This window comes from Flavobacterium bernardetii (genome assembly GCF_011305415.1).
GTDB classification, from domain to species: domain Bacteria; phylum Bacteroidota; class Bacteroidia; order Flavobacteriales; family Flavobacteriaceae; genus Flavobacterium; species Flavobacterium bernardetii.
Map to the genome: position 1 here is coordinate 1 of NZ_JAANOQ010000001.1, position 26,762 is coordinate 26,762.

22 protein-coding genes are annotated in these 26,762 nt (G+C 31.1%); 13 read left to right on the plus strand and 9 right to left on the minus strand.

Features of this window, described 5'->3' with window-relative positions; genetic code table 11:
• Positions 1-346 precede the first annotated feature (346 nt).
• Both G6N05_RS00005 and G6N05_RS00010 read right to left on the minus strand, forming a co-directional pair.
• On the minus strand, positions 347-736 hold the full coding sequence (locus G6N05_RS00005; protein ID WP_166124467.1) for a PUR family DNA/RNA-binding protein: 390 nt from the start codon (positions 734-736) through the stop codon (positions 347-349).
• Between the two features lie 70 nt (positions 737-806).
• Positions 807-2,570 (minus strand): ABC transporter ATP-binding protein, encoded by a 1,764-nt coding sequence (locus G6N05_RS00010; RefSeq protein ID WP_166124469.1) that lies wholly within the window; start codon positions 2,568-2,570, stop codon positions 807-809.
• Between the two features lie 175 nt (positions 2,571-2,745).
• On the opposite strand from G6N05_RS00010, the gene G6N05_RS00015 reads away from it, so the two are divergent.
• From G6N05_RS00015 to yajC, 4 genes are all read left to right on the plus strand, one after another.
• On the plus strand, positions 2,746-3,852 hold the full coding sequence (locus G6N05_RS00015) for a Glu/Leu/Phe/Val family dehydrogenase (protein ID WP_166124471.1): 1,107 nt from the start codon (positions 2,746-2,748) through the stop codon (positions 3,850-3,852).
• A gap of 81 nt (positions 3,853-3,933) precedes the next feature.
• Positions 3,934-4,875: a transcription antitermination factor NusB gene (nusB, locus tag G6N05_RS00020; protein ID WP_225875104.1), complete on the plus strand. Its 942-nt coding sequence runs from the start codon at positions 3,934-3,936 to the stop codon at positions 4,873-4,875.
• An 11-nt stretch (positions 4,876-4,886) separates the two neighbouring features.
• Complete coding sequence (locus G6N05_RS00025; RefSeq protein ID WP_166124473.1) at positions 4,887-5,330, plus strand: DUF1573 domain-containing protein; 444 nt, start codon at positions 4,887-4,889, stop codon at positions 5,328-5,330.
• 4 nt (positions 5,331-5,334) lie between these two features.
• Positions 5,335-5,607, plus strand: a complete 273-nt coding sequence (gene yajC / locus G6N05_RS00030; RefSeq protein WP_166124475.1) for a preprotein translocase subunit YajC — start codon at positions 5,335-5,337, stop codon at positions 5,605-5,607.
• 73 nt (positions 5,608-5,680) lie between these two features.
• On the opposite strand, the gene pepT is transcribed toward yajC, so the two are convergent.
• The 4 genes from pepT to G6N05_RS00050 form a co-directional block, all read right to left on the minus strand.
• Positions 5,681-6,928 (minus strand): peptidase T, encoded by a 1,248-nt coding sequence (gene pepT / locus G6N05_RS00035; RefSeq protein WP_166124477.1) that lies wholly within the window; start codon positions 6,926-6,928, stop codon positions 5,681-5,683.
• 83 nt (positions 6,929-7,011) lie between these two features.
• On the minus strand, positions 7,012-7,347 hold the full coding sequence (locus G6N05_RS00040) for a hypothetical protein (RefSeq protein WP_166124479.1): 336 nt from the start codon (positions 7,345-7,347) through the stop codon (positions 7,012-7,014).
• 22 nt (positions 7,348-7,369) lie between these two features.
• A complete protein-coding gene (locus G6N05_RS00045; RefSeq protein ID WP_225875105.1) occupies positions 7,370-8,362 on the minus strand; it encodes an energy transducer TonB in 993 nt (330 codons plus the stop codon).
• Between the two features lie 114 nt (positions 8,363-8,476).
• On the minus strand, positions 8,477-9,703 hold the full coding sequence (locus G6N05_RS00050) for a Glu/Leu/Phe/Val dehydrogenase dimerization domain-containing protein (protein ID WP_166124481.1): 1,227 nt from the start codon (positions 9,701-9,703) through the stop codon (positions 8,477-8,479).
• Positions 9,704-9,897: 194 nt separating this feature from the next.
• Here G6N05_RS00050 and G6N05_RS00055 point away from each other — a divergent pair, with 194 nt between their 5' ends.
• Complete coding sequence (locus tag G6N05_RS00055) at positions 9,898-10,491, plus strand: TetR/AcrR family transcriptional regulator (protein WP_166124483.1); 594 nt, start codon at positions 9,898-9,900, stop codon at positions 10,489-10,491.
• 50 nt (positions 10,492-10,541) lie between these two features.
• Positions 10,542-11,378, plus strand: coding sequence for an alpha/beta hydrolase (locus G6N05_RS00060; protein WP_166124485.1), 837 nt, complete (start codon positions 10,542-10,544; stop codon positions 11,376-11,378).
• Here G6N05_RS00060 and G6N05_RS00065 read toward each other — a convergent pair.
• Positions 11,368-12,441, minus strand: a complete 1,074-nt coding sequence (locus tag G6N05_RS00065; RefSeq protein WP_166124487.1) for an anhydro-N-acetylmuramic acid kinase — start codon at positions 12,439-12,441, stop codon at positions 11,368-11,370. The two genes, G6N05_RS00060 and G6N05_RS00065, sit on opposite strands and share 11 nt — an antisense overlap.
• Before the next feature lie 96 nt (positions 12,442-12,537).
• Here G6N05_RS00065 and G6N05_RS00070 point away from each other — a divergent pair, with 96 nt between their 5' ends.
• From G6N05_RS00070 to G6N05_RS00080, 3 genes are all read left to right on the plus strand, one after another.
• Positions 12,538-13,677: an acyl-CoA dehydrogenase family protein gene (locus tag G6N05_RS00070; RefSeq protein WP_166124489.1), complete on the plus strand. Its 1,140-nt coding sequence runs from the start codon at positions 12,538-12,540 to the stop codon at positions 13,675-13,677.
• Positions 13,678-13,897: 220 nt separating this feature from the next.
• Complete coding sequence (locus G6N05_RS00075) at positions 13,898-14,284, plus strand: hypothetical protein (RefSeq protein ID WP_166124491.1); 387 nt, start codon at positions 13,898-13,900, stop codon at positions 14,282-14,284.
• 13 nt (positions 14,285-14,297) lie between these two features.
• The gene (locus G6N05_RS00080) at positions 14,298-16,583 is read left to right on the plus strand and encodes a T9SS type A sorting domain-containing protein (protein ID WP_166124493.1); all 2,286 of its coding nucleotides are present in this window, start codon (positions 14,298-14,300) and stop codon (positions 16,581-16,583) included.
• 56 nt (positions 16,584-16,639) lie between these two features.
• Here G6N05_RS00080 and G6N05_RS00085 read toward each other — a convergent pair whose 3' ends face one another.
• Together G6N05_RS00085 and gldJ are read right to left on the minus strand one after the other, a co-directional pair.
• Positions 16,640-17,923, minus strand: a complete 1,284-nt coding sequence (locus G6N05_RS00085; protein ID WP_166124495.1) for a UDP-N-acetylmuramoyl-tripeptide--D-alanyl-D-alanine ligase — start codon at positions 17,921-17,923, stop codon at positions 16,640-16,642.
• A gap of 64 nt (positions 17,924-17,987) precedes the next feature.
• Positions 17,988-19,718, minus strand: a complete 1,731-nt coding sequence (gldJ, locus tag G6N05_RS00090) for a gliding motility lipoprotein GldJ (protein ID WP_166124497.1) — start codon at positions 19,716-19,718, stop codon at positions 17,988-17,990.
• A gap of 190 nt (positions 19,719-19,908) precedes the next feature.
• Between gldJ and porU the strand changes: the two genes are divergently transcribed.
• The 4 genes from porU to pdhA all read left to right on the plus strand — a co-directional run bounded on the left by porU (position 19,909) and on the right by pdhA (position 26,761).
• Complete coding sequence (porU, locus tag G6N05_RS00095; protein ID WP_166124499.1) at positions 19,909-23,772, plus strand: type IX secretion system sortase PorU; 3,864 nt, start codon at positions 19,909-19,911, stop codon at positions 23,770-23,772.
• A 92-nt stretch (positions 23,773-23,864) separates the two neighbouring features.
• Positions 23,865-25,067: a type IX secretion system outer membrane channel protein PorV gene (gene porV, locus G6N05_RS00100; protein ID WP_166124501.1), complete on the plus strand. Its 1,203-nt coding sequence runs from the start codon at positions 23,865-23,867 to the stop codon at positions 25,065-25,067.
• A gap of 89 nt (positions 25,068-25,156) precedes the next feature.
• A complete protein-coding gene (gene cdd / locus G6N05_RS00105) occupies positions 25,157-25,639 on the plus strand; it encodes a cytidine deaminase (RefSeq protein WP_166124503.1) in 483 nt (160 codons plus the stop codon).
• A gap of 120 nt (positions 25,640-25,759) precedes the next feature.
• Positions 25,760-26,761 carry a pyruvate dehydrogenase (acetyl-transferring) E1 component subunit alpha gene (pdhA, locus tag G6N05_RS00110; protein WP_166124505.1) on the plus strand — a complete coding sequence of 334 codons (1,002 nt, stop codon included), beginning with the start codon at positions 25,760-25,762 and terminating at the stop codon, positions 26,759-26,761.
• Position 26,762 lies beyond the last annotated feature (1 nt).

Here is a 26,762-nt window from a genome sequence, read left to right on the forward strand (position 1 = left end):
GGCATCCTTTTTTTTACTTATATCTAGTCCCGATGGGACTTTTTTTTGTTTATAGCAGTTAATATCTTCTGAAAACCAATGCGTTAGTGGGTGGAGTGGCATCCTTTTTTTTTGTTGCTAATCTGTTTTACCTATCTCGATACCAAACGTTTGCAACAAAATAAAAGATATAGCGGAACACACGACCTCGTTGTAAGACTTAACGTCTTGTTAAAACAATACTTATGAAACGAGGGAACGCCCAAGAAAGAAACAAGTATTGATTAGTTGAATAATAACTAAGTGAATTTACTTATAGATTGAAGTATAGAAAAAAAAAGCACTTTCAATTGAAAGTGCTTTTATATTAAATATCGTCGAAATTAATATCAGTGTAACTGTTTGAGGAAGTTGTAGTAGTTTCTTCTTCTTGATATAATGCTTCAGAATAATCAGATTCTTTTTTAAAGTCTTTTTGATGTCTTTCGGAAATTACTTCTTCACCTTTATGGTTGATTACATATTCTGTCATTTCACCTAAAATTTCATTGAAAGCAGCAAAATCTTCTTTGTATAAATAAATTTTGTGTTTCTTGAAATGGTACGAACCATCTTCTTCAGTAAACTTTTTACTCTCTGTAATGGTAATGTAGTAATCGTCAGCTTTTGTTGCTCTAACGTCGAAGAAGTACGTTCTTCTTCCTGCTCTTAATACTTTAGAAAAAATGTCTTTTTCTAATAATTCTTTGTCATTCATAATCCTTCGTTCAATTATTAGTTGGTTTGGTGTTTCAAAAATCTAAAAAAAAATAATAGTAAACAATTTTTTAGGCATTTTCTTTTTCAGAAAGTTGTTTAATGAATAAATTTTTATAAAAACCTTCTTCATTTACTAGTTGATTATGAGGGCCTTCTTGAATTATTTTACCCGAATCTAACACAATAATTTTGTTTGCGTTTTTTGCAGCAGAAGCACGATGTGTTACGATTATAGTTGTTTTCTTGTTGAATATACTTTTGAAGTTATTTACAATTTTTTCTTCTGTTTCTGTGTCAACTGCACTTAAGCAATCGTCTAGAATTAAAATTGGCGCTTCTTTTATGATGGCACGTGCAATGGAAACTCTTTGTTTTTGTCCACCGGATAACGTAATTCCTCTTTCTCCTAAAATGGTTTCGTATTTGTTAGTGAACGATTGAATGTTATCATCTACTACAGCCATTTTTGCTGCAGTTACGATTTCTTCATCAGTTGCGTCTTCTTTTCCGAATTTGATATTGTTTTTTATAGAATCAGAAAACAAAAAAGGATCTTGAGGTACAATACTCATACTATTTCGTAAATGATACAAATCGTATTCGGTTAAATTATGATCGTCAATTTTAATTTTTGAATTTCCGGTAACATCGTGAATTCGAGTTAATAAAGATAATATGGTTGATTTTCCAGAACCTGTTTTTCCCATTATTGCAACTGTTTCTCCTTTATTAATTGTAAAACTGATGTTATCTAAAGCTTGAATATTGGTGTCGTCATAAATATAACACACATTTTCAAAAGTTATTTTCCCTTCAATTTCGGTTGTAATATGTCCGACATTCTGAATTTCGGGTTGTTCTAATAAAAATTCGTTAATTCGTTTTTGTGAGGCTTCTGCTTCTTGAACCAAGGAAGAAACCCAACCAAACGAAGCAACTGGCCAAACCAACATTCCAATATATAAAAGGAATTTCGCAATTACACCAATGTCTTTTATTTCGCCACGAACATACATTTGACCGCCGACGTAAATCACAATTAAGTAACTTAAACCTATTAATAAAACCATTAATGGTCCAAATAATGCTTGTGTTTTTGCTAGTGATAAGTTTTTTTGCTTACTAATTTCAGAAAGTTTGATGAAGTGATTGTTTCTGTCTTTTTCTAATGCGTAGGCTTTTATGACTCTAATACCAGAGAAAAATTCCTGTGTAAAAGAAGATAATGTCGATAAGTTTTGTTGGTATTCGGTGCTTTTTTTATTGATACGTTTACTTAATACAAAAATACTATAAGATAAAATAGGTAAGGGTAATAAAGAATAAACGGTCAATTTTACATTGATTGCCGACATACTAATAATAATGGCAGCAAATCTAATCACAGTATTTATGGTATACATTACGGCTGGTCCAACATACATTCTCACTTTTCCAACATCTTCACTAATTCGATTCATTAAATCTCCTGTTCTGTTTCTTTTATAAAAATTTTGAGAAAGATTTTGGTAATGATTAAATACTTCATTCTTTAAATCAAATTCTACAAATCGAGACATTACAATTAAGGTTTGACGCATCAAGAAAGTTAAAAACCCAGCAATTAATGTGCAAATGAAAATAAGAGCAATGTTTTGAAACAACTCTTTTTTTAATAAAGTAGTGTCTTTGTTTCCTGATTTTAGAAATGCTTCAATGGAAGAAATTGATTTTCCGACTAATTCTGGCGTATATAAAGCAAATATTTGAGCAACAATTGTGATAATTATTCCAAATAGAAATCGGTATTTGTATTTTATGAAATATTTATTTAAATATTGTAATTCTTTCATTTAAAGTAATATATTTTAAAATAATTGGATTTTTGTTAATTAATTTATGGTTTTTAACATTTATTTTGTAACATGTTAAATTATTGTATTCGTAAAAATAAAATAAAAAACAAGAATTATATATAATTTATACATATTTTTGTATCTTATTATTGATAAAAAATCAAACATACTCATGACAACAGATATTATAAATTCAAATGAACTACACAAAGTAGATCCTGTTTTTGGTCAAATTTCTTTCGATGGACACGAGCAAGTTGTGTTCTGTAATGACAAAGATACAGGTTTAAAAGCAATAATCGGAATTCATAATACAGTTCTTGGACCTGCATTAGGAGGAACAAGAATGTGGAAATATTCTAACGAATGGGAAGCTTTAAATGATGTATTAAGATTATCTCGTGGGATGTCTTTTAAATCTTCAATTTCAGGTTTAAATTTAGGTGGTGGAAAAGCTGTAATTATTGGTGATGCCAAAACAGAGAAAACACCTGAATTAATGAGAAAATTTGGTGAATACGTAGACTCTTTATCAGGAAAATATATTACTGCTGAAGATGTAGGAATGGAAACGAAAGACATGGATACAGTTAGAGAAGTGACAAAATATGTTACTGGTATCTCTGAAAGTAAAGGTGGTTCTGGAAATCCTTCTCCAATTACTGCTTATGGTGTTTTTATGGGTATGAAAGCCGCTGCAAAACATAAATTTGGAGTAGATAATTTAGCTGGAAAAAGAGTTTTGGTTCAAGGTATTGGTCACGTTGGTGAAGTGTTAGTGCAACATTTAACAAACGAAGGTGCTATCGTAACTATTTCTGATATCAACGAAAACAGATTACACGAAGTTGGTTCAAAATACGGAGCTAAAATTTTTACAGGAAACGATTTATATAGTTTAGATGTAGATATTTACGCACCTTGTGCTTTAGGAGCAACTATCAATGACGATACTATTAGTAAAATTCAAGCAAAAGTTATTGCTGGAGCTGCTAATAATCAATTAGCAAATGAAGTAATTCACGGTAAATTATTAAAAGAAAAAGGTATTTTATATGCGCCTGATTTCTTAATTAATGCTGGTGGAGTAATTAATGTATATTCAGAATTAGCAAGTTTAACATCTGCTCAGGTAATGGAGAAAACAGAAAATATTTACAACACTGCAATGGATATTTTTAAATTATCGGATGTTCAAAATATCACAACACATCAAGCAGCATTAAATATTGCTCAAAAAAGAATTGATGACAGAAAAAAAGAATTACAAAACAAATAATTCTTTAAAATAAAATATTGTAAATTTGTCCCGAAATAATTATAAAAATTGTTTCGGGATAATTTTTTAAAGTTCTTAGCCATGCTTAACAGAAGACATTATAGAGTAAAAGTGATGCAAACCATTTACGCGATGCATCAGCACGAATCCGATTCATTAGATAAGGAAGAAAGATTTTTATTACAAAGTATAGACAATTCTCAAGATTTGTATTTAGTAATGCTTTCTATTTTCGATGAATTACAATTGAAAGAAAGAACCTATTTAGAACTTGCTTCTAAAAAACATTTGGCTACCAAAGAAGAACAAAATCCTAATTTTAAGTTTGTAAATAATAGCTTTTTCAAAATTATAGCCAATCATGCGGCTTTTTATGATAAGTTAGAAGAAAGAAAAATTGACAACTGGAAACGTAACGACGATTGTATTCTCTTTCTATTAGAAGCTATTAAAGCATCTGATTTGTATAAAAGATATATGGCTGTCGAAACAACAGAATTCAAAAAAGACATTTTCTTTATGTACGATGTTTTTAATGAAATTATTGCGCCAAACGAAAAATTATACGATTATTTAGAAGATTTTAAAATCACTTGGGTAGATGATATTCCAGTAATTAACACCTTAATTTCTAAACAAATCAAAGCGATTAGAAGTTTTGAAGATTCTATTGAATTACCACAAGTTTTTAAAGATTTAGACGACAAAGAATTTGTTAGAAATTTATTTAGAAAAACAGTTTTAAATGAAGTAGAATTCGCTAAAGAATTTGAAAACAAAACACCAAATTGGGATAAAGAACGTATTGCAGAATTAGATACGATTATTCTTAAAATGGCCATTTGTGAGTTGTTAAAATTCCCTTCTATTCCTGTAAAAGTAACTTTAAACGAATATTTAGAAATCGCTAAAGAATATTCTACTCCAAAAAGTAGTATATTTATCAATGGAATTTTAGATAATTTGGTGAAAGATTTTCAAGCTTCTGAAAAGTTTAGTAAATCTGGTAGAGGATTATTGTAAAAATAATTATGATGAAAAAAATAGTTAGAATTTTCGTAGTTGCTTCATTGTTAATGACTTTTTCTTGTAAAAAAGAAATTGAAAAAACAGAGGAAATCACAACTACAACAAGTTTAGAAGATAACGCAAAAGTGCCAAAAACTAAAGTTGAATTTGATAAAGAAATTCATGATTTTGGAGAAATTGAACAAGGCGAAATTGTAGAAACTACTTTTTTAATCAAAAACGTTGGCGATAAAAATTTATATATTGTTGACGCACATGGTTCTTGCGGTTGTACAGTTCCAGAAGTTACTAAAGAAGCAATTGAACCAGGTAAATCAGCGCCAATTAGTGTTAAATTCGATTCCAACGGAAAATCAGGTGAAGTAACTAAAACCATTATGGTTACTTGTAACACGGAAAAAATTGTAGAAAATATTAAAATTAAAGCAAGTATAAAAACTAAAAAATAAATAAATGAACCCAACCTTAATTATTCAGTTGGTGTTAATGTTAGGAGTGTTTTACTTCTTAATCATTATGCCAAAAAACAAAAAAATCAAATTAGAGAAAACTTTTTTATCGAATTTAAAAGCCGGCGATAAAATTATTACTATTGCTGGAATTCATGGTAAAGTTTCTGAAATTGCGGAATCTACAATCGTAATGGAAACCATGTCTGGTAAATTGAAAATTGAAAAAAGTTCAATTTCTGCAGAAATGAGTTTAAAATTAAATGAGAAGAAATAGTTTTAAATTATAAGTAATAAAAAATCCCAAATTCAGTAGTGAGTTTGGGATTTTTATTTTTAAAGAAGTTCTCTTATTTTTTATTCTGAATTGCATTTAATTCTGCAATCTTAACAATTACTTCAATAGCTTTTTGCATACTTTCTACAGGAACATATTCGTATTTTCCGTGGAAGTTATGTCCACCTGCAAAAATATTCGGACAAGGTAATCCCATAAAAGATAAACGAGAACCATCTGTTCCTCCACGAATAGGTTTAATTAATGGCTTGATGTTTAATTCTATCATCGCTTGTTCTGCTAATTTTACAATATGCATTACAGGTTCCACCTTTTCGCGCATGTTGTAATATTGGTCTTTTATTTCTAAAACAGCAATATCTTCACCAAATTGTTTTTTATGTTTTTTGTTGATTTTCGCTACAACTTCTTCAATATATTCTTTACGTTTTTCGAATTTCTTACGGTTATGATCTCTAATAATCAATTGTACTAAAGTGTCTTCAATACTTCCTTGAATATTCGTCACGTGATAAAATCCTTCGTAATTTTTAGTCGTTTCCGGAGTTTCGTCTTTTGGTAATTTATTGATAAACTTATTCGCTAAAAGCATAGAGTTAATCATTTTTCCTTTCGCATAACCAGGATGTACACTTTTTCCTTTGAATCTGATTTTTACACCAGCGGCATTAAAATTTTCGTATTCTAATTCTCCAATTTGACTTCCATCCATTGTATAAGCCCAATCTGCACCAAATTTTTCTACATCAAAATGATCGGCACCACGACCAATTTCTTCATCAGGTGTAAAACAAACTTTTAATGTTCCGTGTTTAATCTGAGGATTTTGAACTAAAAATTCCATCGCAGTCATAATTTCGGTAATTCCCGCTTTGTCGTCAGCTCCTAATAAAGTTGTTCCATCAGTTGTAATTAAAGTTTGACCTTTGTACAACAACAAATCTTTAAAATAAGAAGGAGAAAGAATGATGTTTTTTTCTGCATTTAAAATGATATCACCACCATCATAATTTTTTATAATTTGTGGCTTTACGTCTTTTCCAGTAAAATCTGGAGTCGTATCAAAGTGAGAAACAAAACCGATAGTTGGTACTTCGTAATCTAAATTACTCGGTAAAGTCGCCATCACGTATGATTTGTCGTCAATAGATGCGTCTGTTAAACCAATTTGTTTTAATTCTTCAACTAATTTATTGGCTAAATCCCATTGTTTAGCAGTACTTGGTGTAGTGTTTGATTCTGGATCTGATTCTGTATCAACAGTTACGTATCCAATAAAACGATCAATTATATGTTGCATTTTTTAGTGTTTTTTAAGAGATGCAAATATAGTAAAAAGTACGAAGTATGATTTACGAAGTTCGAAGTAAGATTTACGAATATTTAATATGAAAAGTTATAAGTAATAGTTCCAACTTGTTTTTCTGGTGCTGTTTCACTTGGTTTCCATTTCGTTTTTAAGGCATATTTTATTGCTAGTTCAATTAAACAATTGTCGGCCGTTGAATCTTTTGAATTTACAGCGGAAATAGTTTTCCCAGATTTGTCTACAGTTATTTCTAATACTACTTTTCCAACTGAATTACAATTGTTGTCAATTGTTGGTGTAAATTGTACACCACGTCCTGTTAATTTAGTATTGCTTTTGTTTTCTTGAGAATTTTGTGCAAAGCTAAAAATCGAACTTAGTATAAAAATAAGGACTAAAATATTTTTCATAATTTTTATTTAGGTACTAAATTTAATATGAAAAGTTATAAGTGATTGTGCCGACTTGTCTTTCAGCAGCAGTTTCGCTAGCAGACCATTTAGTTTGTTTAGCATATTTTCTTGCTAAATTAATTAAGCAAGCATCAGCAGTTGAACCTTTACTGTTTACTGCAGAAATAACATTCCCAGAACGGTCAACTGTAACTTCAATTGTTACACGACCTGCTTGATTACAGTCATTATCAATTTGTGGCTGGGATACGAAGCGTCTTCCAGCTAAACTGTGATTTCCTTTTCCATTACCACTTCCATTTCCACCACCTGATCCAGAACCGCTTCCGGCTCCAGAACCTGTTCCGTTTCCAGTTCCGTTTCCGCCACCCGTTCCACCTCCAGAACCACCATTTCCGTAGTATCCGTTAGAATTAGTACTTCCATTAGCTGAACCTTGGTTTCCACTTGTGCCACTATTCCCGTCACCACCTTTTTTATTACCTTTAATCATATTTGATAAGGCACTATTAGTTTTCTTAACTGGAATTTTTGGAGTTTCCACTGGCTTGGTTACAGTAGGTTTTTTATCTTTTGGTTTAACGTTTGTTTTAACTGGAGTAGGAACATCTGCACCAACATTATCTTGTGTTAAAATTTCATCAGGAGTAGATTCAACAGGTTGAGCAGCGACTTCTTTCATATTGACTTCTAAAGTTTCGCTCAAATAATCATCACCTTTGCCTCGATCGGTATTTCCGAAATTAAGTTCAACTCCACCTCCGCCACCGCCTTGAGCAATAAGCATTTCGGTTTTGCCATAAGGAGGCCAAAAACGAAGGAAAAACAATAGAAGTAAAATACTTCCAAAAGAATAAATAGTTATGATAAGTGATTTTCTAGAATCAGAGAAATCTTGTTTTTTTAGATATCGAACAAGAAAATATAAAATTATAGCTAAAATCGCAAATATAAGTAGCAACATTGAGCCGTGATCATTAATGTATTTTAATATTTTTATAGATTTTCTCATTCAATAAATTTATGTTATAATAACGAATAAATGTAATAAAAATTGTTGAAACAAAAAAACTACGTCAAAAATTGTTCCAACGTAGTTTTTTTTAAGAAAAATAGTAGTGTGTGTTTACACCAATTGTTTCAATGCAATTTCATAAGCTCTTGCACTGATATTTGTTTTACTTGAATTGGCATCAAATGTTTTTTGAATCGCTTTTCCAATAATTTCTGAAGCATCATTAAAGATAGCATCATCAGTCATTTGAACTTTTTTCTCCATGAAGTAAGCGAAAACTCTCGCCATTCCACAGTTAGAAATGAAATCTGGAATCAAACTTACTTTGTTGTCCGTTTCTTCCATAATTGGTCCGTAGAAAATTTCTTTATCGGCAAATGGAACATTCGCACCACAAGAAATAACTTCTAAACCAGAAGCGATCATATTCTCAACATTGTCTTTAGAAACAATTCTTGAAGCGGCACATGGAGCAAAAATTTGCGCACCCATTTTCCAAATTTTATCATTGATCTCAGTAAAAGGAATCATTTGGTCAGAAACCAATTTGTTTCCATCTTTATTTCTGAATAATTCTGTAATTTCTTCGAATGTAAATCCGTTTTCGTTAATTACACCACCATCTCTATCGATAATTCCAACTACTTTCGCACCCATTTTAGCTAAATAAAAGGCTGCAGCTGAACCTACATTACCAAAACCTTGTACGATGGCTTTTTTGCCCACAACGCTTCCGCCATAAATTCCGTAGAAATGTTTCACTGCTTCAGCAACACCGTAACCTGTAATCATATCGGCTACTGTGTATTTTTTAGATAAATCTGGAGTGAATTCTCCGTTTTCAATCACTTTAATTACTCCTTGACGTAATTGTCCAATTCTATTAATTTTATCCGCTTCAGTTGGTTTGAAGTGTCCGTTAAAAACACCTTCTTGTGGATGCCAAACACCACATTCTTCCGTCATTGGAATTACTTCGTGAATTTCATCTACATTTAAATCACCACCTGTTCCATAATAATTTTTCAATAATGGAGAAACGGCTTTGTACCAACGTTCTAAAACTCCTTTTTTACGAGGATCTGCTGGGTCAAAATTAATTCCAGATTTAGCTCCACCAATTGCAGGACCAGATACTGAAAATTTCACTTCCATAGTTTTCGCTAAAGAAAGTACTTCATTTTGATCTAAACCTATTCTCATACGTGTTCCACCACCAGCGGCACCACCACGTAAAGAATTAATAACTGTCCATCCTTCTGCTTCGGTTTCTGGATCTTTCCAATTGAAAACGATTTCTGGTTCTTTATTTTCGAATTTATGTAGTAAATCTTTCATATATGATATGTTTATTTTTTTAAGGTATATATGGTATCGCTTATTTTTATTTGAGTTTGCAAACAAACATTTTATTGTTGCGATTTCATAATAAGTCAAGTTAATTTTGATATGCAAATTTAGCTTTTTCAAACAATGTAAAAAGAAATTTTACTTTTTTTTTGTTATTTTGATACCGATTGGTATCTTTGCATATGCGATCCTCAGAAATAACTAAAGCAAAAGTGCTAAAAGAAGCGACAAACCTTTTTAATACAAAAGGGTATAAATCTACGTCTTTGAGTGATATTACTGATGCTACGGGCTTAACCAAGGGTGCGATTTATAGGCATTTTGAGAGTAAAGAATGTTTAGAAATTGAAGCTTTTCAGAAAATGATGCAAGCTATTTTTGTGGCGCTAAATGAGAAAATTAAGGCTCAAAATAACACAAGAGATAAGCTGTTTTGTGTATTGAATTTGTTTCAAAGTTACATTACAAATCCACTAATTATTGGCGGTTGTCCCTTGCTTAATGTTGCTGTTGAAGTAGACGATACTAACTTAGAATTGAAACAAAAAGCACAACAAGCTTTAACTGTTTTTCGTGATTCTGTTGAAAGAATTATTATCAATGGAAAAACACATAAACAAGTCGGGGCTTTAGTTAATGAAAAATTAGTGGCAACTATAATGATTTCAACCCTTGAAGGAGGCGTGATGATGAGTAAATTACAAAATTCCAACTCCGATATTGAGATTGTAGTCAATCATTTAAAAAACTGGATAGTTTCCGATATATTACTATAAAAAAATTTAAATAATTTGATACCAATTGGTATCTTAAAATATAAATAAAGATGAATTTTAAGAAAATAATGCAAAAATCAATGGGTTTTTATTTCAATTTATTGTCATTTGTGTACCCAAAAAAGCTAAAAAAGGATGGTTTTCTACTTTTTTGTAATCCGTTTGCTCGAAAAGTAAAACCGCATCAATTGGAATTTCTACAAAAAGGAATGTCGGAAGTTTTGGATTTGGAAGGTTATAAAATTCAAACCTATAAATGGGGTAGTGGTAGTAAAAAAATATTGCTAGTTCACGGTTGGTCGAGTCATTCTTTTCGTTGGAAAAATTACATAGAACATTTACTTAAAAATGATTTCACCGTTTATGCCTTAGATGCGCCCGCACACGGTTTGTCATCAGGAAAATCGATTCATGTGGTTTTATATGCGAAAGTGATTCATGCATTTTTAAAATTAAATTCAGAAATTTCATCTATAATTAGTCATTCTATTGGAGGATTTGCCACGACCTATTTTTTAGATCAATATAAAGAACATACGATTGAAAAAGTAGTAATTATGGGTGCGCCAGGTGAAGCTTCTGATTTCTTCGATTTTTATAAAGAAACTTTAGGATTAACAATGAAATCTCTAAATTTAATTATTGATGAATTTCAAACACAATTAGGAAAAGCACCAAGTTATTTTTCGAGTGCTAGATTTGCAGAAAGTATTTCCATTCCAGCTTTAATCGTTCATGATAAAAATGATTTAGCTACGAATTATAACTATTCTATCCGATTAAATAAACATTGGACAAACAGTCAATTAATTTTGACAGAAGGTTTAGGACACGATTTAAAAAGCAAGGATTTAATTAAAAATGTAACTGATTTTATTAAGAACTAAATTCAAAAATTTCACCTGAACTATGATTATATTTCGCACCAGTTACACTTGCTAAAACATTAATTTCGTTTCGTAGTTTTAGAACACCCAATAAAGCAAAAATTAAAGCTTCTTTAAATTTTATGGTTTTTTCATCTGGAATGATGATTTCAATAGTTGGTAAATGTGCTTTCATTCTGCCAATTAAAAAATCGTTATACACACCGCCGCCAGAAACTAATAATTTTCCTGATTTTGATTTTAGAATTTTCCCAATTTGAAACGCAATATGTTCTGTAAAAGTTCGCATTTTGTCTTCGGTTGAAATGGTATAACTTTCTAAAATTGGTAAAACGGTTTCTTTTACGAATTCGAAACCTAACGATTTCGGAAACGATTTGTTGTAAAATTCTAGTTGATTCAATTCGTATAATAATTCCGAATTCAATTTTCCTGAAGCAGAAATTTTACCTTTATCGTCATATTCTAATCCGAAAGTATTCGCATAAAAATTTAAAACGGTATTGACAGGTGAAATGTCAAACGCAATTCTTTGATTGTTTTCTTCGAATGAAATATTTGAAAATCCGCCTAAATTCAAACAATAATCAAATTCTGAAAATAAAATTTCATCCCCAATCGGCACTAAAGGCGCGCCTTGACCTCCAAATTTCACATCTTGAACTCGGAAATCGCACACCACTTTTTGTTGAATGATTTTTGCAATTTCAGGTAAATTTCCAATTTGAAGCGTGAATCCATTTTGAGGTTGATGTAAAATCGTATGTCCGTGTGAACAAACTGCATCAATATTTGAAATGTTATTTTTGGTAATGAAGTCAGAAATAATGTTTCCAAGTAAATTGGTGTATTCAATATTTAAATCTGAAAGTTCAGTTGTGTTGAAATTAATTCCGTTTTTTAGTTTAGAAATGATTTCAGTTGAATAAGAAATGGTGTCGCATTCGTAAATTTTGTACGACCATTTATTATTATTTATTTCAAATTTTATATGTGCCAAATCCACTCCATCTAATGAAGTGCCCGACATTACTCCGATAACATTATAGCTCTGCTTAAACATGGGTTAAAAATACAATTTCTTATTGAAAATTTCATATAAAATAACTACATTTGAACGAAATTTTTCAGATATATTCAATTAACCTATAGTAAAATAATGGATTTTAAATTAAACGAAGAGCAATTAATGATTCAACAAGCGGCAAGAGATTTCGCTGTTACAGAATTGTTACCTGGTGTTATAGAAAGAGATGAACATTCAAAGTTTCCGACTGAACAAGTTAAGAAAATGGGAGAACTTGGTTTCTTAGGAATGATGGTTGATCCTAAATATGGTGGAGCTGGTTTAGATAGTATTTCTTATGTTTTAGCAATGGAAGAAATTGCTAAAGTTGATGCTTCTGCCGCTGTTATCATGTCTGTAAATAACTCATTGGTTTGTGCAGGTTTAGAAAAATATGGTTCAGAAGAACAAAAAATTAAATATTTAACTCCGTTAGCTAAAGGTGATGTAATTGGAGCATTCTGTTTATCTGAACCAGAAGCAGGTTCTGATGCTACTTCGCAAAGAACTACTGCTATTGATATGGGTGACCATTATTTAGTAAACGGAACAAAAAACTGGATTACAAATGGAGGAACAGCTTCTACTTATTTAGTAATTGCTCAAACTGACGCTTCTAAAGGTCATAAAGGAATTAACGTTCTTATTATGGAAAAAGGAATGGAAGGTTTTGATATTGGACCGAAAGAAAAGAAAATGGGAATTAGAGGTTCTGATACGCATACTTTATTATTCAATAATGTAAAAGTTCCTAAAGAAAACAGAATTGGTGCAGATGGTTTCGGATTTTCATTTGCGATGTCAACTTTAAATGGAGGAAGAATTGGAATTGCTTCTCAAGCTTTAGGTATTGCTCAAGGTGCTTATGAATTGGCTTTGAAATATGCTCAAGAACGTGTAGCTTTTGGAAAACCAATTTTTCAACATCAAGCGATTGCTTTTAAATTAGCTGACATGCATGTAAAAACTACGGCTGCAAGATTGTTGATTCACAAAGCTGCGGCTGAAAAAGATTTAGGTGAAGATATTGCACATTCTGGTGCAATGGCTAAATTATATGCTTCTGAAATTGCTTTAGAAGTAGCTAATGAAGCGGTTCAAATTCATGGTGGAAACGGTTATGTAAGTGAATACCATGTGGAAAGAATGATGCGTGATTCTAAAATTACTCAAATTTATGAAGGAACATCTGAAATTCAAAGAATTGTTATTTCAAGAGGATTAGTAAAATAATTTATTTCAATTATAAATATATAAAGGCCCGATTTTTAAGTCGGGCTTTTTTGTGTCTCATTTTTTTTACTACTTATGTTGTTTTTTTGTTTAGTATTCTAGTATTCAAAATTGCAGAAAAATTGTTTAATCCATCACAAATAATTAAAATAAATTATATATTTGTTCGACAGCTAGTTTGTTGTTAATTAGTAGTTTTATAAATTTAATTGTATATATAATGAAAACAAAAAATATTCTTTTTAAAATTCTTATACTTTTCTTTGGTTTCTTGCAAAATGTAAAAGCTCAAGACGCTAAAGATGACACTCCAGAGTGGATAAAAATGATGAACGATCCAAATGTGAATTATTTCGAAGCCGTATCTACTTTTAATGAATATTGGAAAAATAAAGAAAAACCTGTTGGAGAAGGAGAGATTTTTGCTGCAAAGAACTCTAAAATAAGGGAAAATAAAGAAAAAGAAGCGATACTTTACAGTTTTGAATATAAGAAATTTCTTTTATGGCAGAAAAAAAACTTAGCTTATGTAAAAAGCGATGGAACACTTTTAACTCAAGATGAGAAATTAGAAATTTGGGAAAAAGAAAAAAAAGCTAGAAATTAAAAATTAAAAAAAAATGTTACTACATCTAAGAAAAGTACTTCTATTATCAATAATTTTTTTTACAAAATTTGCGTTTGCTCAAAATACAAGTGGAAACTGGACAATTAAAGGACCAGTTTTATTTCCAACAGACATCTCTGGACAAATAAACGGAATTGGTAGAGTTAGTCAAATAAAATTTCATCCCACAGACAATCAAAAAATATATGCAGTTAGTGCTTCTGGTGGTTTATGGATAAGTAGTGATGCTGGTTCAAGTTGGATTAAGACATCTACAGATTTTCAGATTCCACAAGGAAGTTGTTCTGCAATTTGTGTAGATCCTACTAATGATAATATACTTTATTTATCTACAGGAGATGCTAATTATTATTCTGATGAATATGGTGTTTATAAAAGTAGTAATGGAGGGGTGACATGGTCTATTTCAAATTCAGGAATTAGTAATCGTATGGCGCTTGAAATTCTTGTTTCCCCAAATAATAATAATACCATATTAGCTGCAACAACTGATGGAATATGGAAAAGCACTGATGCTGGTGCTACTTGGACTGTTAAAAAAAGTGGAGGTGCCTTTAAAGATATGGAATATAAACCAGGTTCAACAACAATAATTTATGCTGTTAACGATAACCAATTTTGGAGAAGTACTAATGATGGAGAAACATGGTCGCAAATTGCATCTGTAAATCCTGTTCCTGGAAATGGAGGAAGAATCACTACTTCGGCTTCTAATAGTTCTGTTGTATATGTTGGTTTTGTGGGAAGTAATAATGATTCTGCGACAACATCAAAAGGAGGAATTATATATCAATCTACAGACTCAGGAGTAACTTTTACATTAAGAAAAGGAAATAACCAACCCAACCTAAATGGTTATGAACCAACTGAAAACGGACAAGGTAACTATAACTGGGATATTTTTGCAGATAGAATTAATGCAAATATAGTATATGCAGTAGGTCATGTAGTTTGGAAAAGTACGGATGCAGGAGTTACATGGTCGAAACTGACTAACTGGTATGAGAATTGTCATACAGATATGCATCAAATAATAAGTTCTCCTTACGATAATACTAAGTTATATAATATTAATGATGGAGGTATTTTTTCAAGTACAGATGGAGGAAATAATTGGGTACAGAGTTCTAACGGTTTAAGTGCAACTGAAATTTATCATATGGGGCATAGTAAATTATCTCGAAATATTGTTACTGTAGGTACACAAGATAATGGGGAAATTTATTTAAATAACAATGCATGGTTTTGTAATCGTGGAGGAGATTGGGGATCTAAAGTGACATTTGATTACTCTAATCCAAATATTGCATATTACCACGAAGATGCAACAAAAAAAGATCTTGTTCTAAATGATCCTGAGTCTTCATATGGAATCACATCTCCTAGTAATAATGATAATTATGTTTTTACAGATCAGAATACTAGTTTTGGATTAGTAAGTCAAGGAGTTGAACTTAAAAAAACCATTAATCTTCTTACCGCTTCTCCTACTTGGACTACTGTAAAAATATTTACAGGAACAATAAAAAGTGTTGCAGTCTCTCCAACAAATTTAAATGAAATATATGTTGTTCTTGATAATGGTCAAGTTCATTATACTTCAAATGGAAGTGCTTTTGCGCAAGTTTCTACGGCACCTTCTGAAACAGATGTTTACAGTACAATAGTTGTTAATAAAAACAATACTAATATTGTTTATTTAACCTGTGGGAATAGAGTGTATCGTTCTATTAATAAGGCTATTAACTGGTCAGATATTTCAGGAACGCTCTCAAGTAGTAATATTCTCAATTTAATTCATGATCCATATAAATCAGATGAAAGTTTTTATTTAACAACTCCATTTGGTGTGTATTACAGAAATAACACAATGACTGATTGGGCAAGTTTTTCTACAGGATTGCCGGTTATTGCAAGGATTACTGATTTGTTTGGTTATTTTGATGGGACAAGTAATAGTGTAATTAGAGTTTCTTTTTATGGAAGAGGTGTTTGGGAAAGTGATTTGTATAATGTTTTTCTTTCAGCAGATGAATATGTAAATAGTATTGGAACAATTAGTGTTTATCCAAATCCAAGTACGGATATTATTACAGTTAACGTAACACAATCAGAACTTATAGATTCAAAAGCAGTATTATTTGATACTACGGGTAAACAGATAAAAGAAATATCAATTAAAGAGCCGATAACATTATTAGATTTTTCAGGTTATGCTAAAGGAATATACTTGTTGAAGTTTAAAAACAATACAATCAAGAAAATCATAGTAAAATAATTTTATTGATTTTCAATATTATAAAAAAGAGCAACCGAATACCGGTTGCTCTTTTTTTATAATAAATCTAAAGTTCTTTCTAAACTCATGCCACGTGAGCCCTTTATAAGTAAGAAACTATTTTCTATTTTTTGATTTGGAAATGCAGATTGGAAAGTTTCAAAAGTTTCATAAAAATTCATATTTGTATTTGAATTTTTATGTGCGAAAAAATCCTTTCCAATAAAATGGAAGTTGATATCCTCTTGATTGAAACAAAATTCAATCAGTTTTTTGTGTTCGTCTGAACTTTCAATTCCTAATTCAAACATATCTCCTAAAATAGCTACTTTGTATTTTTCTTCTAACTGAAAGAAGTTAGTTAAAGCTGCGTTCATGCTGCTAGGATTCGCATTATAAGCATCCAAAATTATTTTGTTCGTATCCTTTTCTAATAATTGAGATCGATTGTTATTAGGAATATAATTTTCTAAACCAAATTTAATCTTATCATTTGTTATGCCAAAATGTTTTCCAATTGTGATGGCTGCATTAATATTATTGGCATTATATAATCCAATTAAGTGCGATTGAATTGTCGTGTCTTCAAATTCAATTTTCAACATCGGATTGGTTTCTATTTTTGTAATGTTAACAAAATTAGCAGTATTGTTTATACCAAAAGTAATTCTGTTGATGTTTGTTGTTTTTTTATTTTGAATGGCATCATCTGAATTTACAAAAACTGTTTTGTGGTGCGAAGATAAATATTCGTACAATTCACTTTTCCCTTTTATAACACCTTCAGTTCCACCGAATCCTTCTAAATGTGCTTTTCCGAAATTAGTAATGTAACCGAAATCAGGTTGGCAAATTCCGCAAAGCATTTCAATTTCTTTTTGATGATTGGCGCCCATTTCTACAATACCTATTTCTGTAGAAGAGTCAAAAGAAAGTAGCGTTAAAGGAACTCCAATATGGTTGTTTAAGTTTCCAATTGTAGCTTTGGTGTTAAGTTTTTGAGATAAAACAGCGTTGATTAATTCTTTGGTTGTTGTTTTTCCGTTACTTCCAGTTAAACCAATTATAATAATTTTTAATTGATTTCTATGGTAGTTTGCTAATTGTTGCAAGGCAGTTAATGAATCTTTTACCAGAATAAATCTATCATCTATTTTGTATTCTGATTCATCAATAATTGCAAATTTAGCGCCATTTTCTAAAGCACTTAAAGCAAACTTATTTCCGTTAAAGTTGTCGCCTTTAAGGGCAACAAATAAGTTGTCTGTGTTGATTTTTCTGTTGTCAGTTGCAATACCAGTGGTTTGCAAAAAGTTATTGTAGATTTCTTTTATTTCCATACTGCTAAAATAAAAAAAAGCCCTTTAAAATTAAAGGGCTTTTTTAAAAAATTTTGAAGAATTATTATCCTTTTACGTTTCCTCTTGGAGTTTTCTTGTTAGATTTTGGTCCAACTTTAGACATTGCACATCTAAATCCAATGTAGTCAGTTGCCATATCTTGTGGGAAATATCTTCTTGAAGCTGGATCTAACCAGTAAGCTCTATCTCTCCATGATCCACCTTTGTATACTCTTACATTATCATCAACTAAAGTAGTTCTGTTGTCAGCCTTGTCAAATTGCTTAACTTGGTTTCCAGCACTATCTACAGAAATTTTATGTAATGGAGATTTGTACATTCTTTTGTTTGGATCATCTGCTTTATCTTTTTCTTCTTCAGAAGAACCAAAGTCAAAGTATCTTGTAGATTGTCTATCACCATCTCTGTAATTTTTGTTATCAGAAGTAGAGAAGTTTTGTCTTAAATATGTTTCATTATCATCAACTGGAACTTGAGCAATAGATCCTGGGAAGTTTCTAGCCATTACTTTTCCGTTAGGTAAAGTGTCATATTTAATGTTGTCAACAGTAACCATTTCTACAGTTCCGTCTTCACCAATTTTGTTTTTTGTATATACGTTACCTCTAAAGTAGTTGAAGTCATTTCCTTCATCATCAATAATAGGTCTGTAAACGTCTTGTACCCATTCAGCTACATTTCCACCCATATCGTATAAACCGAAATCGTTTGGAGGGTAAGCTTTTACGTAGTTTGTAATATCAGCACCGTCATCAGACCATCCTGCGATTCCACCGTAATCTCCTTTACCTTGTTTAAAGTTAGCCAATTGATCTCCTCTTAATTGTCTTTTACCTGAACGAGTATATTGACCTTTCCATGGGTATTTCTTTTGACCTTTGTAAATATTGTATTCTCTGTTTCCTACTAAAGCTAACGCAGCATATTCCCATTCTGCTTCAGTTGGTAATCTGTATTCTGGTAAGATTAAACCAGAACTTCTTTGAGCGTATACGTTTTTAGCTTCTGATGAACCTTCAGCAGCAGCACCATCTTTAGCAGGTCTTCTTCCGCTACTTTTAGCTCCCATTGGTTTTTTTAATACAATTTCTTCATTACCAGCAAAAGTTTTTGATGGTGAGTTAATGTAAGATTCTGTATCGAAATTAGATTCAGCTGTTACGTCAGAACTAATTTTATTACCTTTTTTAAGGTAACCTTCTTTTTCAAGAATATTTTCGTTAACACGGTTTGTTCTCCATTCACAAAATTCAGTTGCCTGAATCCAGTTAACTCCAACTACTGGATAGTTAGCATAAGCTGGGTGTCTTAAATAGTTGTTAGTCATCGTTTCGTTATAACCTAAACGATTTCTCCATACTAAAGTATCTGGAATAGTTCCGTTGTAAATATGCTTGTAATTATCTTCTGTCGGAGGATAAACAGATTTTACCCAGAATAAATATTCTGCATACATCATGTTTGTAACCTCAGTTTCGTCCATAAAGAAAGATTGAACGTGTTGCTTAGTTGGACTGTTGTTCCAATCGTGCATAACGTCGTCTTCAACTTTTCCCATTGTAAACGTACCACCTTCAATAGAAGTCATTCCAGGAGGAGTTTCTTGCTTTTTGAATTTTGTGTTATACTGGAAACCACCTTTTTTGTCGTTGATTTGCCATCCAGTTGCGCTAGAACCACCTTTAGTGCTTCCTTTTTTGCTACAGCTGGTAAAACCTATTGTTAAAGACAATGCTAATAACAATTTTAAAGTCATAATTTTAGTAACTTTCATACTTTTGTAGGTAATAATTTAAGTGCCGCAAGATAGTAATAAACCATTAATATGCAACAAAAAAATAAAAAAAATTAAACATTATATAAACTTGATGTAATACTAACGGATAAACGTGTTAAATATTGTATAAATTTATATAAATTTTTAATATTAACAATATTTTATTTTATTTTGCGTTACTATGATAATGAAAAAGAATTTATTTATACTGTTGTTTGCTTCGTTTATGAGCTTTGCTCAAAATTCGAAGGATTTTTCACTTGTTTGGACAAATAATTCCACATTTGTAATAGGTGAAATAAAATATAATTTACCGCAATTTGAAGCGGAGAATTTTGAGTTTGATGAGTCTAAGAAAACTATTAAATACTCTAATAGTATTCATGTTGAAGGATTAGTTTCTGAAGGTGGCGCATCGCTTACTAATGTAGTTTATGAAACTATTGATGTCTCTTTATTAGGTGTTTTGAATCCATCTAAAATTAATTCAAAATTAGATTTTAAAACATTTTCATCTTTTGCAAGAGATAAACCTTATTTATCTTTTAGTTTTAATCCTATTGTCAAGGAAGGCTCAAGCTTTAAAAGGGTTAAGTCTTTTACACTAGAATATACAATTTCAAATTCAAATAAATCAATAAATACTGTAAATGCTATTCAGAATTCTGTATTAGCGAATGGTAATTGGCATAGATTTTATGTTGAAAAATCAGGTGTTTATAAAATTAGTAAAGGTTTTTTACAAAGTTTAGGGGTAAATGTCGGCGTAGATCCAAGGAATATTAAGATTTACGGAAACGGAGGTAGGATGTTACCTTTGTTAAATAGTATTCCATATCCAATTGATTTGGAAGAAAATGCTGTTCAATTTATTGGTGAAGATGATGGTGTTTTTAATGATGGTGATTATATTTTATTTTATGCCGAAGGTGTAGATACTTGGAATGAAGAAAGTTTAACTCATGTAAATCAATTTACAGATAAATCGTATTATTATGTAACGTCGTCGAGTTCTTCAGGAAAAAGAATGCAACCTTATACGGAGCCTGCTGTTGCAGCAACTTTATTGATGTCAAATTACGATGGTTATCAATTTCATGAAGTTGATTTGGTAAATGCTGGTAAAATTGGAAGAAGATGGTTTGGTGAAAGTTTTAATGTTGTAGAAAATCAAAGTTTTAATTTCACTCTGCCTAATTATGTTACTGGTTCTGCAGTTGATTTTTCAGCAGATTTTGCGGCAGTTTCATTTGTTACAACTTCTTTTAAAGTGAAAGCCAATAATATTGAAATTGGAAACGTACCTATTAATGCGGCTTCTGGTTCTGCTTTAGGTTTTGAGAATATATTAAATACAACTTTTACACCAACAAGTAATTCAGTAAACATTAATTTAGAGTATAACAACAATGGTGTGCCTTCATCTAAAGGATATTTGGATTATATCATTTTAAAATATAATGCTGAATTAAAAGGGTATGGTAAACAGTTTTTGTTTTCGAATGAATTAATAAAAACGAATGTTGGTGTTGGTCAATTTACAATTACTAATGCAACAAATATCAAATCGGTTTGGGATGTAACAGATATGTATAATGCAACCAAATTAGATAACACACAAACAAGTATTTCTTTCAAATTACCTTTAGGACAAGAGAAAAAATTTGTAGTTGTTGATTATTCAGACACGTATTCTCCATTAAAAGATGCTGATACAAATGTTGCAAATCAGAATTTAAAAGGGACAATTTTTAATAATAATCAGGGTGTTTTTCAGGATATAGATTATTTAATTGTTACTCCATCAACTTTAGTTGCTCAAGCGGAAAGTTTGGCTAATTTTCACCGAAATAATTCAAATATGAATGTGAAAGTTGTAACACTTTCCTCTATTTATAAAGAATTTGGTGGCGGAAAACAAGATGTTGCTGCTATTCGGAATTTTGTAAAATATGTTTATGATAATGCGTCAAGTACTTTAAATAGAGTGAAATATTTAAATTTATTTGGTGACGCTTCTTATGATTTTAAAAATAGAATTACTAATAATAATAACATAGTGCCTATTTTTCACGGATTTTATGTTTCGCAATCTTTGAGTTCTAATAATAGTAGTAATTTCTCTTTGTTTTCATCATTTATGTCCGATGATTTTTTTACACTAATGGACAATAATGAAGGTGATATGAATTCTTCAATAGATCATATGGATCTTGCGGTTGGTAGAATGTTGGTTTCTTCTAATGTTCAAGCTGCGGAAATGGTAAACAAAGTTAAAGAATATCATGATGAAAAATCATATAAAAGATGGCGTAATAATTTAGTGTATTATGCAGATGATCCTAATCCGTTTTTATCTGGAGATTGGTTCTTGCAAAGAGATTTAAATAATTTAGCAGATCAAGTTACAATTGCTAATCCATTCTTTAATACCAATAAAATTTTCACAGACGCTTACTCGCAGCAAGTAAGCGCGGGTGGACCAAGATATCCTTTAGCTAAGAAAGCGTTTATAGATGCAATTGAGCTGGGAGCTTTAGTTTTAAATTATTACGGTCACGGTAATGAAGAAAGTTTTGCGGTGGAACGTATTTTTGAAAAAGCAGATGCTCAAGTACTTAATAATAGATATAAATACCCTTTGTTTATTACTATAACATGCGAGTTTACGCGTTTTGACGATCCAAATCGTCCAACAGGTGGTGAATATATGTATTGGAATAAGGCTGGTGGTGCAATTGCGCTTTTAGCAACAACAAGACAAATTGGACAGTCGTTAGGAATTCAATTAAACGAAGAAATTTATGCTAATTTGTTTACTATGGAAAATAATTCTTATTTATCCATTGCAGAAAGCTTACGTCGTTCTAAATTGGATGTTGGAGGTTCTAATAAAAGAGTGGTGTTTTATATTGGTGATCCAGCTTTAAAATTAGCCATTCCAAGACCAAAGGTTGTTCTTACTAAAGTAAATGGTCAAGATATTAACACTACAACACTTTCTTTACAAGCTTTGTCATTAGCCATTTTAACAGGTGAAGTTTTGGATGAAAACAATGCGTTGATAGGAAATTATAATGGTGATTTAGCCGTTCAAGTTTATGATAAAAATTTGAACAGATTAACTTTAGATAATGATAACGCTTCGTTACCGCCATATAATCAACCAAAATTAAATTTTGCCACTTTAGGTGAAGTGATTTACAGAGGAAATGCTTCAGTTGTTAACGGTAAATTCGAATTTAGTTTCATCGTGCCACAAGATATTCAAATCCCTGTTGGTAATGCAAGAGTAAGTTTTTATGCGAAAAGCAGTAATCCAATTTTACAAGATCAAACCGGATATAATAGTCAGATTAAAGTAGGTGGAGTTAATATAGCTGCTCCATCAGATACCACACCACCAAAACTAAAATTGTATATGAATGATACTAATTTTGTAAATGGAGGAATTACAAACAAATCACCAATTTTCTTAGCCTTTTTGGAGGATGAAAATGGTATAAATACAGCTAGTGGTATTGGTCACGATATTGTGGCAATTTTAGACGGAAACGAAAATAATCCTTATATTTTAAATGATTATTACGAAACAGAAACGGATAATTATAAAAAAGGAAAAGTCACTTATCCTTATAGAGATTTAGCTCCAGGTTTGCATACGATTTTGTTTAAAGCTTGGGATGTTTACAATAATTTAATAACCGCTGAAATTCAGTTTATTGTAATTGGAGATGGCGAATTGGAACTGGAACACGTGTTAAATTATCCAAATCCATTTGTAAGTTATACGGAGTTTTGGTTCAATCATAATAGACCATTTGAATCTTTAGATGTGCAAGTGCAAATATTGACAATTACTGGTAAATTGGTAAAAACTATTAATCAAACAATTGTAAATGAAGGGTTTAATTCTAGAGATGTAAAATGGGATGGGAAAGATGATTTTGGAGATAGAATTGGAAAAGGTGTTTATGTTTATAGATTAACTGTTAAATCATCCGTAACAGGTAAAACATCAGAAAAAATAGAAAAACTTGTTATCCTATAAAAAAAATGTATATTTGTCGGCTTACTATAAAAATTAAAAAATATTGAAGCAAAATTACATCTGAAATAACTATTAATAACCAAAACCAACAGATGAAGAATCTATTTAAATTTTTATCAATTGTTTTAATTGCTCAGCTTTCAAATGCGCAAGACAGAGTAATTACAACTGGAGTTCCATTTTTACTAATTGCTGCCGATGCACGTTCCGCGGGTATGGCAGATATGGGAGTTGCTACTTCAGCGGATGCTTATTCACAACAATACAATCCTTCAAAATATGCTTTTTCTAAGCAAAAACAAGGGTTTTCAATGAGTTATACGCCTTATTTAACAAGTATTGCTAACGACATTTCATTAGGTCAAATTACTTATTTTAATAGATTTAATGAGCGTAGTGCTTTCGCAGGAAGTTTACGTTACTTCGGTTTCGGAGATATTGAGTTAAGAGAAACTGGTAGTCCAGATGAAGTTCCTGTAATTACAAGTCCAAATGAATTTGCTTTAGATGTTTCGTATTCATTAAAACTTAGCCCAGAATTCGCAATGGGTGTGGCAGGACGTTACATTCGTTCTAATCTAAAAATTGCTAATCAAACTTCTGATGCTAAACCAGCTTCTACATTTGCTGTTGATATTTCAGGTTTATATCAATCTGAAGAAGAAGCCTATGATAGCTTCAACGGAAGATGGAGAGCAGGTTTCAATTTTCAAAATTTAGGTCCGAAAATTTCTTACGATAATGATCAGTTAAATGAAAATTTTCTTCCTGCAAATATGAGATTGGGTGGTAGTTTCGATTTTATTTTCGATGATTATAACAAAGTGAGTCTTATTGGAGAAGTTACTAAATTATTAGTGCCAACACCACAAATTCCAGATGCAGCAATTGATAGTAATAATGATGGTGATTTTACAGATCCAGATGATGTTACTCAAGATGAGCAAAATGCAATTAATAATCAAAACTATAGACAAATTAGTTGGACAAGCGGAATTTTTCAATCATTTGGAGATGCACCAGATGGTTTTTCTGAAGAAATGAAAGAGTTTACTTGGGCTTTAGGAGCAGAATATTGGTATCAAGATTCATTTGCTTTTAGAGGAGGTTACTTTAATGAAAGTGTAGAAAAAGGTGCGAGAAAGTATATGACTTTAGGTGCTGGTTTCAAATATAACATCGTAAAAATTGATGTTTCATATTTGTTCTCTGCTTCGAAAGTGAGAAACCCATTAGAAAATACATTACGTTTTTCTCTAACATTTAACTTCGGTGACGAATACGAAGATAATTAATAGATATAAAAATAAACTTTAATCCAAATTCAATTTTTTTTGAATTTGGATTTTTTTTCCTAAAAAATTTAATAATATAGAGCAAAAGTATGAAGGAAATCCAAATAGAAACTAAATTATCAGTTTTCGAATCTTTCGATGAATTATCGCAATCAGAAAAAGAATATATGAATCAAGCTATTGAAATTAGAAAGAAAGCTTATGCTCCTTATTCTAAATTTCAAGTAGGAGCTGCAATAGTTTTGGATAATGGAATGGTTTTACAGGGTTCTAATCAAGAAAATGCAGCTTATCCTTCCGGACTTTGTGCTGAAAGAGTTGTAATTTTCTATGCAGGTGCAAATTATCCAAATAATAAAATTGTGAAACTTTTTATTACTGCAACACCTTCAGATAGAGATTCAGAAAATCCAATTCCTCCATGTGGTTCTTGTCGACAATCAATTGCTGAGTACGAAATTAAACAAGACTTACCAATCGAAATATATTTTATGGGAGCAAAAGGTGAAGTGTATAAATCAGATTCTTTGAAAAATTTATTACCTTTCATGTTCGATAAAAGTAATCTATAACAAATTCGTTCGCAAAATTTACATTAAATTGATTAAATTCTAAATTTAAACCGCAATTAATTTTTAGAATAAAATACGTTGTAGTATTTTTGTGGTTCGAAAAAAAATAAAAAAACACATATGAAACCAATTACAAAAGAAGTATATCTAAAATGGTATGAAGAAATGCAGTTTTGGAGAAAGTTTGAAGACAAATTAGCTGCGTTATATATACAACAAAAAGTAAGAGGATTTCTTCATTTATATAATGGACAAGAAGCTGTTTTAGCAGGTGCATTACATGCTATGGAGTTAGGCGGAAAAGATAAAATGATTACAGCTTACAGAAATCACGTACAACCAATTGGTATGGGTGTGGATCCAAAAGCAGTAATGGCAGAATTGTTAGGTAAGGTTACTGGTACTTCAAAAGGTATGGGTGGATCTATGCATATTTTTGCTAAAGAACACGGTTTTTATGGAGGTCATGGTATCGTTGGAGCGCAAATTCCTGTTGGTGCTGGTATGGCTTTCGCTGATAAATATTTTGAAACTGGTGGAGTTACTTTAACTTATTTTGGAGATGGTGCTGCACGTCAAGGTTCCTTACACGAAGCTTTCAATATGGCAATGTTATGGAAATTACCAGTAGTGTTTATTTGTGAAAACAATGGATATGCGATGGGAACTTCTGTTGAAAGAACTGCCAATCATACAGATATTTGGAAATTAGGTTTAGGGTATGAAATGCCTTCTGGACCAGTTGACGGAATGAATCCAGTAAAAGTTGCTGAAGCTATGCATGAAGCAATGGAAAGAGCACGTCGTGGAGACGGACCAACTTTCTTAGAAATGAAAACATACAGATATAGAGGTCACTCTATGTCAGATGCACAGCATTATAGAACTAAAGATGAGGTGGAAGAATACAAAAAAATCGATCCAATTACTCAAGTTTTAGATATCATCAAAGAAAACAATTACGCTACTGAAGCGGAAATCGAAGCTATGGATCAAAGAGTAAATGATTTAGTAGCTGAATGTGAAAAATTCGCTGAAGAATCTCCTTTCCCAGAAGCACAACAATTATATGATGTAGTTTACGATCAAGAAAATTATCCATTTATTCCTCACAGACTATAAT